General features: G+C 35.8%; 12 protein-coding genes. 3 read left to right on the plus strand and 9 right to left on the minus strand.

Features of this window, described 5'->3' with window-relative positions:
• Nucleotides 1-64: 64 nt before the first annotated feature.
• A complete protein-coding gene (gene dsbC / locus J3U27_RS02305; protein ID WP_065735043.1) occupies nucleotides 65-769 on the minus strand; it encodes a bifunctional protein-disulfide isomerase/oxidoreductase DsbC in 705 nt (234 codons plus the stop codon).
• Nucleotides 770-795: 26 nt separating this feature from the next.
• A complete protein-coding gene (gene xerD / locus J3U27_RS02310; RefSeq protein WP_065562027.1) occupies nucleotides 796-1,710 on the minus strand; it encodes a site-specific tyrosine recombinase XerD in 915 nt (304 codons plus the stop codon).
• Between the two features lie 146 nt (nucleotides 1,711-1,856).
• Here xerD and J3U27_RS02315 point away from each other — a divergent pair, with 146 nt between their 5' ends.
• Both J3U27_RS02315 and grxB read left to right on the plus strand, forming a co-directional pair.
• Complete coding sequence (locus J3U27_RS02315; protein ID WP_141677512.1) at nucleotides 1,857-2,483, plus strand: Pr6Pr family membrane protein; 627 nt, start codon at nucleotides 1,857-1,859, stop codon at nucleotides 2,481-2,483.
• The gene (gene grxB, locus J3U27_RS02320) at nucleotides 2,480-3,130 is read left to right on the plus strand and encodes a glutaredoxin 2 (RefSeq protein WP_267342317.1); all 651 of its coding nucleotides are present in this window, start codon (nucleotides 2,480-2,482) and stop codon (nucleotides 3,128-3,130) included. The genes J3U27_RS02315 and grxB overlap by 4 nt, the downstream gene beginning before the upstream one ends.
• A 130-nt stretch (nucleotides 3,131-3,260) precedes the next feature.
• Here the strand turns inward: grxB and J3U27_RS02325 are convergent, their stop codons facing one another.
• Entirely contained in the window at nucleotides 3,261-4,301 is a 1,041-nt protein-coding gene (locus tag J3U27_RS02325; RefSeq protein ID WP_065735046.1) for a tagatose 1,6-diphosphate aldolase, read from the minus strand.
• A 183-nt stretch (nucleotides 4,302-4,484) separates the two neighbouring features.
• On the opposite strand from J3U27_RS02325, the gene J3U27_RS02330 reads away from it, so the two are divergent.
• Nucleotides 4,485-5,804: an MFS transporter gene (locus J3U27_RS02330; protein WP_267337697.1), complete on the plus strand. Its 1,320-nt coding sequence runs from the start codon at nucleotides 4,485-4,487 to the stop codon at nucleotides 5,802-5,804.
• A 62-nt stretch (nucleotides 5,805-5,866) separates the two neighbouring features.
• On the opposite strand, the gene J3U27_RS02335 is transcribed toward J3U27_RS02330, so the two are convergent.
• From J3U27_RS02335 to J3U27_RS02360, 6 genes are read right to left on the minus strand one after another with little or no spacing between them, the layout of a single operon-like run.
• The gene (locus J3U27_RS02335) at nucleotides 5,867-6,670 is read right to left on the minus strand and encodes a pyrroline-5-carboxylate reductase family protein (protein WP_267376735.1); all 804 of its coding nucleotides are present in this window, start codon (nucleotides 6,668-6,670) and stop codon (nucleotides 5,867-5,869) included.
• Nucleotides 6,671-6,685: 15 nt separating this feature from the next.
• A complete protein-coding gene (locus tag J3U27_RS02340; RefSeq protein WP_267376736.1) occupies nucleotides 6,686-7,537 on the minus strand; it encodes a VOC family protein in 852 nt (283 codons plus the stop codon).
• A 12-nt stretch (nucleotides 7,538-7,549) separates the two neighbouring features.
• Nucleotides 7,550-9,190, minus strand: coding sequence for an ABC transporter ATP-binding protein (locus J3U27_RS02345; protein ID WP_267330967.1), 1,641 nt, complete (start codon nucleotides 9,188-9,190; stop codon nucleotides 7,550-7,552).
• Nucleotides 9,187-10,017, minus strand: a complete 831-nt coding sequence (locus J3U27_RS02350) for an ABC transporter permease (protein WP_267376738.1) — start codon at nucleotides 10,015-10,017, stop codon at nucleotides 9,187-9,189. Before J3U27_RS02350 ends, J3U27_RS02345 begins: the two co-directional genes overlap by 4 nt.
• Before the next feature lie 2 nt (nucleotides 10,018-10,019).
• Nucleotides 10,020-10,997: an ABC transporter permease gene (locus J3U27_RS02355; protein ID WP_267329299.1), complete on the minus strand. Its 978-nt coding sequence runs from the start codon at nucleotides 10,995-10,997 to the stop codon at nucleotides 10,020-10,022.
• Between the two features lie 14 nt (nucleotides 10,998-11,011).
• Nucleotides 11,012-12,607: an ABC transporter substrate-binding protein gene (locus J3U27_RS02360; RefSeq protein ID WP_267376739.1), complete on the minus strand. Its 1,596-nt coding sequence runs from the start codon at nucleotides 12,605-12,607 to the stop codon at nucleotides 11,012-11,014.
• Nucleotides 12,608-12,721 lie beyond the last annotated feature (114 nt).

Consider the following 12,721-nt stretch of genomic DNA (forward strand, 5'->3'; position numbering starts at 1 on the left):
GTTAGCGCGTATGCGCTAACAATTTTTTGTATTCTATAATTTAAAGGTTATAAATTATACAGTACTAGTTATTAGATTTCTTTTTTAAAATTTCGATTAATTTATCAGCCGGAACGTAACCAGAGACAAGTTGTCCATCAGGTAATACTATTGCTGGTGTTCCACTAATACCTAGTTTTTTACCAACGTTAAATTGCTGTGTTACATAAGGGATCATGCTATTAGCAGGTGAAATTTTATTACCTTTATATGCATTTTCAAAAGCGGCTTTGCGATCAACTACACTCCAAATGGATTGCATATTTTTACCTACTTCACTATCTGCTCCTGCTCGTGGAAAAGCAAAATAGTGAACTGAGATGCCTGCATTTAAATATTGCTCAATATTTTCGTGTAATAATTTACAGTAGTGGCATGTGTAATCGGTAAAAACTGAGATAACATATTGTTCATTTGGAGCTTGATAAACAATGGCATCTTTTTCAATTGATTTCATTAATTTTAAGTTATTGCTGTTGGCAATATTTACTGGTTCACTGCCTTCAAGATTATAGATTGGCCCCTGAGTTAAGAATTTACCATCATCAGTGACATAAAAGATACCATCAGGTGTGGTAACACTTTTTAGCCCTTGTATTGGGTTATTTTCGATTGTAATTTCTTTGCTAGAAAAACCTAACTTTTCCATTGTTTTTGTAATATCGGCGTTAGAGGCTAATACTGAAGTTGAGATCAATGCTAAACCTAAACTGATTACTAATTTTTTCATTCAATTATCCTTAGTTTATTGAACCGCTATGCGCGAGGATGATGTTTGCTGTGCAACTGTTTTAATCTTTCTGTTGCAACATGTGTATAAATCTGTGTAGTTGATAAACTACTATGCCCAAGTAACATTTGTACAACACGCAAATCGGCACCATGATTAAGTAAATGCGTTGCAAAAGCGTGTCTAAGTACATGAGGCGAAAGGGCTTCTATATTAATGCCCGTTAGTATGGCATAATATTTTATCCTATGCCAGAAAGTCTGTCGTGTCATTTTTTTACCCAATCGACTTGGAAAAAGAACATCAACAGGGCCATTTTTTAAAAGATCGTTGCGCGCATATTTGAAATAGTATTCAAGCCAATAAATAGCCTCTTCTCCCAAAGGAACTAAACGCTCTTTATTTCCTTTACCAACGACTCTAACTACTCCTTGTCTAAGACTTACATCGCTAATCTCTAGATTCACTAACTCCGAAACGCGTAGCCCTGTTGCATAAAGCACTTCTAACATGGCTTTATCTCGCAATTCTATTGGATCATCAATACTTGGTGATTCAAGAAGAGCATCAACCTGTAATTCTGTTAGATCTTTGGGTAACTTTTTGGGTAATTTGGGCGATGATAATATAGCTGATGGATCATCCGTACGATAATTTTCTTGATATAAATATTGAAAAAAACGTTTAGTCGCACTAAGTAAACGAGCTGAACTACTTGCTTTATAACCATCTTTAACGCGTTGCAATAAAAATTCCTGCAAATTAATTGATTGCGCAGTGATGAAATTAACTTGCTGTGATTGCAGTGATTGGCTTAAAGCAAACAGGTCGAGTTTATAAGATTCGATAGTATTTTCAGAAAGATTTCGTTCCAACCAAATTGAGTCTAAAAATTGTTCAATTAATATTTTATTTTGTGATGATATCTCTTTATCAGACATTAAAAGCCAACTCTTTTTTCGACGATTTTTCCTATTATATACTAACTGCTAATAACTATTCACTTTAGTTTATGTTGGAAGAATCTTTTGTATCTTTTCTTTAGCCTACGATATACTGCACTATCAGTTATTTTTTATAATAAGTTATGCTGAAACGAAATATTAATCTTTTTATTGTGCTATATGCTTTTTTGGTAATAGGTCTTGAAACTTATATTTATTGGCATACACGACTTCGGCCTTGGCAACCAGGAACACCTATCGGGAGAATGGTTTTTTATTACAGTTTTTTTACCGTGTTGTCTAATCTCATGTTGGCATTTAGCTGTTTGTGGTTAGCCTTTAATCCAAACTGTAATCGATATTTATTTAAAGTGATTCGATTAAATGGTTTAATCGGAGTAATTATAACGGCTATTGTCTATAATCTATTATTAAGAAGTATTCATAAACCACCGAGTACATTATTACAATTTACTAATGAGAGTTTACATGTCGTTTTACCTATTGCTGGAGTATTAAGTTGGTTAATATGGGGGCCATTTCGACGCATTCATTTCAAGATTATCGTTGGCTCGTTTTTGTCAATGCTAATTTATGGTATTTATATCTTCACAAGAGGTTATTTTACTAATCAATATCCCTATCCTTTTATTAATGTAGTGAAGGTTGGTTACGCTAAAGCGCTTTATTCCTCTGGATTGGTTTTTGTGCTGTTTTTAGTCTTGGCTTTTTTATTATGGGGCATTGATTGTTTTAGGAGACGAATATGAAATTATTTATTTATGAACACTGTCCTTTTTGTGTACGTGCAAGAATGATTTTTGGCTTGAAAAATATTCCGGTTGAGCAGCATGTTTTTCTAAGTAATGATGCTAAATCACCAGAAAGCATGATTGGCGAAAAAATGGTACCCATCTTACAAAAAGAAGATGGTAGCTATATGCCAGAAAGTTTGGATATTGTTGCTTATATAGATAGCAATTATGGCGGTAGTCCTATTTTAACAGGACCTAAAAATCCAAAAATTGAAGCATTGATAAAACAACTTCAACAATATGACTATAAGTTAGAGTGTCCGCGTTATATCAAACTTGGTTTAGCTGAATTTGCTACTCAAGATGCTATTGATAATTTTGTCACAAATAAGAGCAAAAAGATGGGATCGTTTGATGAATGTCTTGCTCAGACTGATTCGTTAATCGCTAAGGTTGCTGATTTATTCACTCAACTTGAATCTTTAATTACTTCACCTAATGCATGTAATGGCTTATTATCTTGGGATGATATTTGTTTGTTTCCAGTATTACGCAATTTAACATGTGTTAAAGGACTTAAATTTCCAACTAAAATCAGAGAATATTTAGAATCCATGTCTGAAAAAAGTAAAGTAAATTTATTTTTTGATAAAGCTATCTAATTGGAGATATTTGCAGGAGTATCAAAAAGTAATCAGCTAATTAATTGCTAATTATAAGAGTACAAGCAGGAAGAAAACTTGTACTCTTTTTTGTATTGAATCTTCGTTATAAATTTCAAAAAATAATCAATTAATTGCTTAATACAGGATCAATAATTTCAATCTTATCTTTGCCACCATACACATCATACCAAGGTGTTGCGTATTGTTTTAAGATTTTGTTAAGGTGCTCAACATTTTCACGACCAGTTGTATCTAGCCAACGTTTTAAGCCATCTTTACCGCCGTTAGCATATGCTGCCACGCCTTCAAACCAAGTTGCACGACCACCTAAAATACCACTGTATTTAGCGCCATGTTCGCCAGCAAAAATAAGCTCTTCATGGAAAGTTTTGGTTGGTACACCCGCACTTAAGTAGATAAATGGGCGTGTAGCAGCGTCACTTGCTTGTTTAAAATATTCAGCAGCTTGTTTTTGGGAATATACCACAGGATTATTATCGTTAAATCCTTCAACATTTTTAAATAGAACTGGCACTTCTACTTTTAAGATATCGATGTAATAGTGATCTTTAGTAAATTCCTCAATAGTTTTGATCACTTTTTGAGGTTTGATTTTGGCAAATTCAGGGCTTTTATCATCAGTCACCACATTATCATAGACAATTGGTTCGACAAATACCGGAATATCAGCGGCTCTCGCTTCATTGCCTAAACGTTCTAAAAAGGCATGTTTTTTATCTAAGATATCTTGAGGATCATCCGGATTATAATAAACAAGGACTTTTGCTGCATCAGCACCTTTTTTCAATAAACGTTGCAGTGAATCTTCAGGCAAAATATCGGGTAAACGACCGGGAGTATTGGCATCATAACCAGTTTTTTCATAAGACATGATTAAGCCAGCATTTTTATTTTTTGCCGCCATACCTTTGAAACCAAGTTCTTCATCAAGCAAAATGGCACTAACATATTTGGTTAATTCCTGAGAAACAAGCTCTTTAAATTCATAAACCATGTCAATGTGATAACGCTCTTGACCAACGGCATTTTGCATCATTTTTACCATTGAACCACGCTGATCGATTGCTAATGCTGCAATTACGCCATCTTGGTTAGATAATTGTTGCATACGGTTGAATTTTCCACGAGAAATGCGTTTTGTTGCCATTTTAGAACTCTCCATTTGTTAAGATTTTGTTATTGTAGGTATTTGTATGGCTAACTATTAATCATTTAGTGCTAGTTTTGATTTTTGTTTGCTTTTAGATATTTTCTTTTAAATAACAGTTAGTTCTTGTATAGTAGTACAATTTAATAGACTGATTGTAAACAATTATTTACAAGGATGATTATGCCAAATTCTGCAATTTCCCAAAATGTGAGAACATTAAATAATCAGGATTATAAAACCTTAGCGCTTTCCGCGTTAGGTGGCGCATTAGAGTTTTATGATTTTATTATTTTTGTCTTTTTTTCAATAACGATTAGCCATTTATTTTTTCCGACTAATATGCCTACATGGTTAAGTCAAGTTCAGACTTTTGGCATTTTTGCTGCCGGCTATTTGATTCGCCCTTTTGGTGGTATTGTGATGGCTCATTTTGGTGATATATTTGGCCGCAAAAGAATGTTTACACTTAGCATCCTATTAATGGCTTTACCAACATTATTTATTGGCTGTCTACCAACTTATGCCAATATCGGTATTTTTGCGCCATTATTACTGTTAATGATGCGATTATGCCAAGGACTTGCCGTTGGTGGTGAAGTTCCTGGAGCATGGACATTTGTTGCCGAACATGTTCCTAAAAATAAAATAGGTCTAGCGTGTGGTATTTTAACTAGTGGATTAAGTTTAGGTATCCTGCTTGGTTCACTGGTATCGACAATAATGAGTAAAAGTATCTCGGTAGAACAAATGAATGAGTGGGGATGGCGAATTCCATTTATTATCGGTGGTATTTTCGGTTTAATCGCTATGTATCTACGTCGTTGGCTAAAAGAAACGCCGATTTTTCTTGAAATTCAAAAGCGTAAAAATCAAGAATTATCAAGAAAGTTGCCAGTAATTACAGTGATTACTCAATATTTACCCCAAACAATTTTATCGATGCTACTTACTTGGGTGTTGTCAGCCGGTATTATGGTGATAATGTTAATGACGCCAATTTTATTACAAAAACAATTTGGTTATTCAGCAATCGAAGCTTTGCAAGGGAATATATTAGCTATCATCGGACTGATTATCAGTTGTACATTTTACGGTATGATGATGGATAAGTTTTCGATGGGCAAAGTACTTGTTGTTGGTTGTATCGTGGCTGCTATCATGATTGCTATATTTTATCTATCACTCGATAATCCGAATCTTCTATTTATCACTTATTCATTAGCAGGTTTTAGTGTTGGAATTGTCGGTTCTTTTGCTTATTTTATGGTTAAAGTGTTTCCAACTCAGGTGCGTTATAGCGGTGTGTCGTTCTCATTTAATATGGCTTATGCCATAGCTGGTGGCTTAACGCCATTACTAATCTCATTTTTTAGTGATTTTGTAAGTAAAATGGCGCCCGCTATTTATGTTGTTGGATTATTTGTGTTAGGTGCATTGATCGGGCTATTTTTATTAATCAATAATAATAGCCAAAAATATATAGCAAAAGATATCTCTTAACATTTAATAGATAATAAAAAAAGTTGAGGAGCGGGGTTTTTTAAGTTCCTCAACAATTATATTTAGCTTATTTTACTGCTTTTTCCTAGCTCAATAGTTCGAATGACTCCAGCTTTCACGCTTCGTTGTAACCCTGCGGCAAAATCACTATTATTTAGTTCATACAAACTATGCATTCCAACTCCGGCTGGCGAGTTATTAATATCAAGCAATTGCCTTGGATGTTTTTGACTTAATTGAAGCATTGAGGCTGCGCCGTGTAAATTTTCAATTGCAATGCGTTTGGCCATATCTCGGGGCAATCCAACTAAAACTCCAGCATCAACTAACGATTCATAAAAATAATAAATATAATTCGGTCCTGCAACAGCATAGCCAGTAAAAATATCAAGCAGTGATTCGTCAATATATTCAAGTTTACCAAAACTTTTGAAGAATTGGGTGACGGATTTTTGTTTCGCAACAGCCTGATCATTCTCGTCAGTAGCAATACCTGAATAACCAAAACCTGTATCGGTAAGTGTATTTGGAATTGTTCTAATAACAGGAAGATCAACTTTTAAGGATTGTTTTATTTGGGCAATTGTTACTCCAGCAATGATTGAAATGATAATAGTCTCTTTAACATCCAATTGTTGAACAATGTTACGCCATGCATCTTGAGGTCGAACCCCCAATACAATAATATCTGCATTGATGATTTTGCCAGTTGGAGTAACTCCATAAGTTGAATGTAAATAATCTAAGCGAGGTTTAACAATATCGTTTACTAATATATTTTGGGGTTCATATGCTTTATTTTTTATTAGCGCTCTAATAATCGCTTCAGACATATGGCCACTACCTATAAATAAAATTTTACTCATACTCATAGTTCCTATTTATAATTGGCTAAAAATCATAACTACACCATATGTTTCACTGGCAGGTACGATAATCGTATCATTTTGTAAATTGTATTTAATTTTTCCTTTTTCTAGTGCTTGTTGGGTTTGCGCTAATGATTGTGTTGTGAAGCCTAAAGCAACTTTACGATCTTGGTCGTTATTCGCTTTACTTACTGACGAGCCAAAAAGATGCTGTATTGCATTTGGTGTAAGGTAATCAATAAATTTATCTTCAGCTTTTAGACGTATGCCTCCGTCAATTTCGATAATGTTTGCTGAAGGGAAAGTTTTTTCAAGCAATTTAATTGAGGAACGGGGTTTTTGAGCTTCAATAATGACTTGATTAATATTTATTACACCATTTGGGTGCGTTTGCCACTCTTTACGCCAAACAAGTTCCGGAGTCAGTTGGTCGCAAAAAAAGATCTGTCCATTTGGTGTATAGGAAGGGTCTAATCTGACGGTTTTAAAACGCGCCTCAGGTTTAGTGCCATCATTTAATTCGACAGGTCTAAAAAAGGATTTAGGACCGTCACCCTCAACTTTTATACCTTGGCTAACTAGTTGTTGATAAAGTTTGTTGGCATCTTTGGTTTTGAAAACCAACCCAGTTAGCCCGTCATCAAAACACCAACTTTTATCTACTTTACCCGCATTTTGAGGTTCAAAACCTAAAAGCTCAAGATATGTGGTCGTAAATATCGCTAAATTGTTACTTGTTCCTAGTGAATGGTGTCCTCTAGGGGTTGTTGTGAATCCCAGTTTTTGATATTGATAATTTGCTTGATCGAGCTGATCTGATACGGTGATTACAACATGATCAATTTGTGGACTAAGTGTTGTCATTATATTCACTCCTTAAATATGAATAGCGGGAGACATATCAATTAATCGATGTGGATTCCATCCTTTACCAGGAACCGCATCTAGTAGATCTTTGGTATAAGATGCTGTCGGATTTAGAAAGACTTGTGATGCAATACCTTGCTCGACGATTTTTCCTGATTTCATTACAATAATATGATCACAAATTTGTGCAGCAACTCGCAGGTCATGGGTGATAAATAGAACCGTTAAATCCAGCTTTTTTTGTAATTGCGTTAATAGTTCAAGAACTTGTGCCTGAACTGAAACATCAAGCGCCGATACCGGTTCATCAGCAATCAATATTTTCGGCTCTAATGCTAATGCTCGAGCAAGGCCTATTCGTTGCCTTTGTCCTCCTGAAAATTCATGGGGATAACGGTTTAATGCCTCGCTTTCCAATCCCACCATGTTGAATAACGCTTTTGCTCTTTTGATTGCTTCGTGTTTGTTTGTTCCGTGAAGTATTGGTCCAATCGTAACTTGATCGCCGACTTTTCGACGTGGATTTAATGACGCATAGGGATCTTGAAAGACCATCTGAATATGGCGTGAATATTGTTTAAGTTTTTTCCCTTTTAAATTGGCAATATCTACATCTTCAAAGTTGATTTGACCGCTGTCTATTTCTAATAATTTAATAATGCATCTGGCTAACGTTGATTTACCTGAGCCGCTTTCTCCCACAACGCCTAAAGTACTACCTTTATGTAACTTAAAGCTAACATTATTAACCGCATAGGTTGTACGTCGGTTTTGCTTAAAAAAGCTATGATTGTGATACGTTTTTGATAGGTTGTTCACTTCAAGAATAATTTCTTTATTAATACGTCGAACATCACCAGGAGTAAGGGGAGGGACAGCAGCTATTAACGCTTGTGTATAAGGATGTGTTGGCGAATTTAACACGTCACTTGCCAAGCCTTGCTCAACGAGTTGTCCTTTCTGCATAACCGCAATACGAGTTGCAATATCAGCAACTACACCAAAATCATGAGTAATGAATAATACTGCGGTACCTTTGCGTGATTGTAGTTCGCGAATTAATTCTAATATGCATGCTTGAGTTGTGACATCTAAAGCTGTTGTTGGTTCATCAGCAATCAAAATAGCGGGTTCTAATGCTAATGCCATAGCAATCATGGCACGTTGACGCTGGCCACCAGAAAGTTGATGTGGATAAGCTTTAGCAACAGACTGCGGATTGGGCATTTGCACATCCGTTAATAATTGGATAACTTTCTGATTAATCTCTTGTTTAGTTAACTTAGTGTGGATAGTGAACATTTCACTAATTTGATTAGCGATGGTTTTTAATGGATTTAGCGCAGTCATCGGGTCTTGGAAAACCATACCAATATGCGCACCACGAATTTTACGCATTTGTTCATCATGGTAAGTGAGTAAGTTGTTTCCGTCGTAATCAATCTCACCTTGAGAAGCAATAATACCGTCAGGTAATAATCCCATGATTGCATTGGATAATAAAGATTTACCCGAACCACTTTCACCAACAATACATAGGATTTCGTTAGCATAAAGATCGAGTGACACATCATTAACCGCATATTTTCGATCCGAACCATGAGGCAAATCTAGGGTTAAATTTTTAATTGATAGTCTTTTTTGATTCATCGTTTTTTTAACCTTGGATTGAGTGCATCATTTATTCCTTGTCCAACTAATGATGCAGATAAAACGGTTAGCAATATTGCAATGCCAGGAATAGCTGAAACATACCATTGTTGACGTAATACTAGTCGTCCATTACCGACTAGATTTCCCCATGATGAGATATTGGGATCGGAAAGGCTTAAAAAGGCTAGCGCACTTTCCATTAATATCGCGGTTGATAAAATAACACTGGCATACATAATTACTGGCGGTAATGCGTTTGGTAAAATCTCTTTAAACATGAGTCTAGTTGAGCTCATGCCTATGGTTTTTCCCGCCTGCACAAATTCACGATTGCGTAATGATAAAAATTCTGCTCGAGTTAACCTTGCAACGGGTGGCCAAGAAACAACACCAATTGCAATCACCACAATATTGATTGTTGAACCAAATACCGCAACAGCAACGAGTAATAGTAAAAAGTTAGGTAAAATCTGGAATGCTTCTGTAAGGCGCATCAGTATGTCGTCAACCCATCTTCCGTAGAATCCTGAAATAGCACCAATAACCACACCAATAATAATTGCTATGAATGTTGAGATGAGTCCGATAATCAGTGATACTTTTGCACCATGAAAAAGCTGGGCAGCGATATTTCTTCCTGCCTGATCTGTTCCCAGGATAAATTTAGGATTTGCAAAAGGCCATTGTAAGGGGCGGCCAGCTAAGCGAAGCGGATTTCCAGGAAAAAACCAATCTGCGCTTAATGCAATAATGATAATTAATAACAGTAAAATTGTACCAATTCTAGCAATTGGGCTACGGAAATAGTCTTTTAATATCGCCATCATTAATGTCCTGTAATGCGTGGATCGAGCTTTGCGTAAAGCATATCGACAATAAAATTAATAATGATAACGAGTATTGCTGAAACAAATACTACGCCAAGTAAAGTGTTTAGATCTCTTTGTACTACAGAATCATAGGCAAGACGTCCTAATCCAGGGATGGCAAAAATGGTTTCAATAACCACCGAACCGCCTAACATGGTGCCTGCTTGTAGGCCGATTAGTGTTATCATTGGTAACATGGCGTTACGTAGTATGTGATTAACCAGTATCTGGCGGCTACTTAATCCTTTCGCTTTAGCTGTTTTTACAAAGTCTAAGGTCGATACTTCAAGTAATGAAGCGCGCATAATGCGTAAATAGATTGCTAGATAAACTAAAGCTAGGGTGGTAGTTGGTAAGATTAAATACCATGCAATATCAAAAAATGCTGAAATACCCGTTAATGATTCGCCGATACTGCCAAACCCACTGGGTGGTAGCCAATTCAAATAAATTGAGAAGAAGACAATTCCCATGAGAGCTAACCAAAATGAAGGTGTTGAATAAAAAATTAGCCCCAATACTGAAATGAGTGTATCTGGCCAACGATTCACTTTTTGAGCGGATAAAATGCCAAGGATTGTACCGAAGGTAAACGCTAAGAACATTGCGCAAACCATCAATAGTAATGTAGCCGGTAAACGTTCTAAGATCATATGGCTAACTGGCTTATTATATATTGCTGATTGCCCCAAATCTAAATGAACTAATCGCCATAAATAATTGATTAATCGTGAACTTGTTGATTGGTCAAGTTCATAATGATGACGCATTTCATCAATAACGCTTGACTCGGCACCACCAATTTGGGCAAGTAAAGCATCCACTGTATCGCCAGGCGCCAATTGTAATAATAAAAATAGCGCAATTAGTATGATAACCAGTGCTGGAATCGTGGTTAATAATCGTCTAAGTGCTAAAGTCAGTATATGCGTCATCATTTCACCTTAACTTAGTGTTCTATCCATACATCAAACCAACTACTTGATGGCCAACGTGCTGTATTATGATGATTGTGTACTTTGTTATTAATCACTGAGATGAATTCACGTTCTGTTGCGAACCAGAGTGGTAGTTCAGTATTCACGACATCAACTAGTTGACCATAAAGTGCTTTACGTTTGACTGGATCTATTTCAGTTGCGGCACTATCGATTAATTGGTCGACAGCATCAGATTTCCAGCCATATTGATTTGTCCAAGGCGCTCCTTCAGGACTGCCAGAACGTAACCAAACAGTTGTCGATACTGCTGGATCGCCTCTATATTGGTGCCACCCTGTTGCAATATCAAAATCGTGGAGTTTATAAACGGCATTTAAAGCGCCAGCAGTGTCGAGATTAACGATAACCACATTAATGCCGACTTCAGCTAAAGATTGTTGGATAAATGTTGCAAAAAGTGGAACATCTTCACCATTATTAATATGGACTAATTTTAAGGTAAAACGAGTGCCGTCAGCTTTTCGTGGATAACCCGCTTCATCTAATAATTGTTCAGCTTTTTCTCTATCAAAAGGGTAAACAATTTTACTGTCTTTAGGGTAAAAAACGTTTGATGATGGAATAATACCGGTTGCAGGCTTACCAAATCCGTATAAAAAGTCATCAATGAAGAAAGGAATATCGAGTGATTGAACAATTGCTTTGCGAACGTTTAGGTTAGCAATGATCGGATTGCGGAAGTTAAATTCTAAAGTATTATTGAAAATATTTGCTTGAGAACCTTTTGTTAAAACCTCAAATTTTGAGTTTTGTTTGAATCGATTAATATCAGCAAGGCTTAATTTTGAGTATGCACTTAAATCAATTTGTCCACTTTCAAGTGCAGCTGATGCTGAAGAGTTATCGTTAATAATGCGCCAGATTATTTTATCTAAATAAGGATATCCTTGTCGCCAATAATCAGCATTGCGTTCAACAATAATATGTTGTCCTCGTTGATATTCAACGAACTTGAATGGCCCAGTCCCTACGGGTGCGGTGTTATAAGGATTATTTAATACATCGGTACCTTCGTACAAATGTTTGGGAACAACATAGCCAAGATCAACTAAAGCTCTTAATAGTAAATCTAATGGCATTGGACGAGAATAATTGAATACCACTGTATGGTCATCAGGTGTATCGACAGAGGTTAAATTAAGTTGTAATGCAGTTGAGAAATTTAATCTTTTTTTCCAAAATTCTAATGCGTTATATTTTACATCTTGTGATGTAAAGGGTTTACCATCGTGCCATTTAACACCTTCGCGTAATTTGAATGTTATTGTTTTTCCATCTGGTGAGGAAGTCCATGATGTAGCAAGAACAGGAACAATTTGGCCATCTGCATCGAGATCGACTAATGATTCAACTACTTTTCCTGATACTTCATATACCCCCGTTGAAGCGCGTAAAGCAGGGTTGAGAACCCTTTGTTCTCCAGAATAATGGACAACTAGTGTTCCACCTCGTTGTGGTGTTTTTTCATCCGCCACCGAATAAAATGGCAACAAAATTGACAGTAGTCCTATAATAAATATTTGTTTAATATTGAATAATTTCATGTATGCTCCTTGTTGTCACCATATTTTCGGTATTTATAACAATGAAAATTTTTAGGATTTAACTATAAAAATTTTTAGTAAATTTGAGAAATGCCGATATCGCATATTTATATT

The organism is Gilliamella sp. B2911, from assembly GCF_026536965.1.
Taxonomy (GTDB): domain Bacteria; phylum Pseudomonadota; class Gammaproteobacteria; order Enterobacterales; family Orbaceae; genus Gilliamella; species Gilliamella apicola_E.

Coding starts and splice junctions, on each gene's coding strand:
- J3U27_RS02355 (WP_267329299.1), bottom strand. CDS start 10,997: ATGACGCATATACTGACTTTAGCACTTAGACGATTATTAACCACGATT.
- J3U27_RS02325 (WP_065735046.1), bottom strand. CDS start 4,301: ATGGCAACAAAACGCATTTCTCGTGGAAAATTCAACCGTATGCAACAA.
- xerD (WP_065562027.1), bottom strand. CDS start 1,710: ATGTCTGATAAAGAGATATCATCACAAAATAAAATATTAATTGAACAA.
- J3U27_RS02315 (WP_141677512.1), top strand. CDS start 1,857: ATGCTGAAACGAAATATTAATCTTTTTATTGTGCTATATGCTTTTTTG.
- J3U27_RS02345 (WP_267330967.1), bottom strand. CDS start 9,190: ATGAATCAAAAAAGACTATCAATTAAAAATTTAACCCTAGATTTGCCT.
- grxB (WP_267342317.1), top strand. CDS start 2,480: ATGAAATTATTTATTTATGAACACTGTCCTTTTTGTGTACGTGCAAGA.
- J3U27_RS02360 (WP_267376739.1), bottom strand. CDS start 12,607: ATGAAATTATTCAATATTAAACAAATATTTATTATAGGACTACTGTCA.
- J3U27_RS02330 (WP_267337697.1), top strand. CDS start 4,485: ATGCCAAATTCTGCAATTTCCCAAAATGTGAGAACATTAAATAATCAG.
- J3U27_RS02350 (WP_267376738.1), bottom strand. CDS start 10,017: ATGGCGATATTAAAAGACTATTTCCGTAGCCCAATTGCTAGAATTGGT.
- J3U27_RS02340 (WP_267376736.1), bottom strand. CDS start 7,537: ATGACAACACTTAGTCCACAAATTGATCATGTTGTAATCACCGTATCA.
- dsbC (WP_065735043.1), bottom strand. CDS start 769: ATGAAAAAATTAGTAATCAGTTTAGGTTTAGCATTGATCTCAACTTCA.
- J3U27_RS02335 (WP_267376735.1), bottom strand. CDS start 6,670: ATGAGTAAAATTTTATTTATAGGTAGTGGCCATATGTCTGAAGCGATT.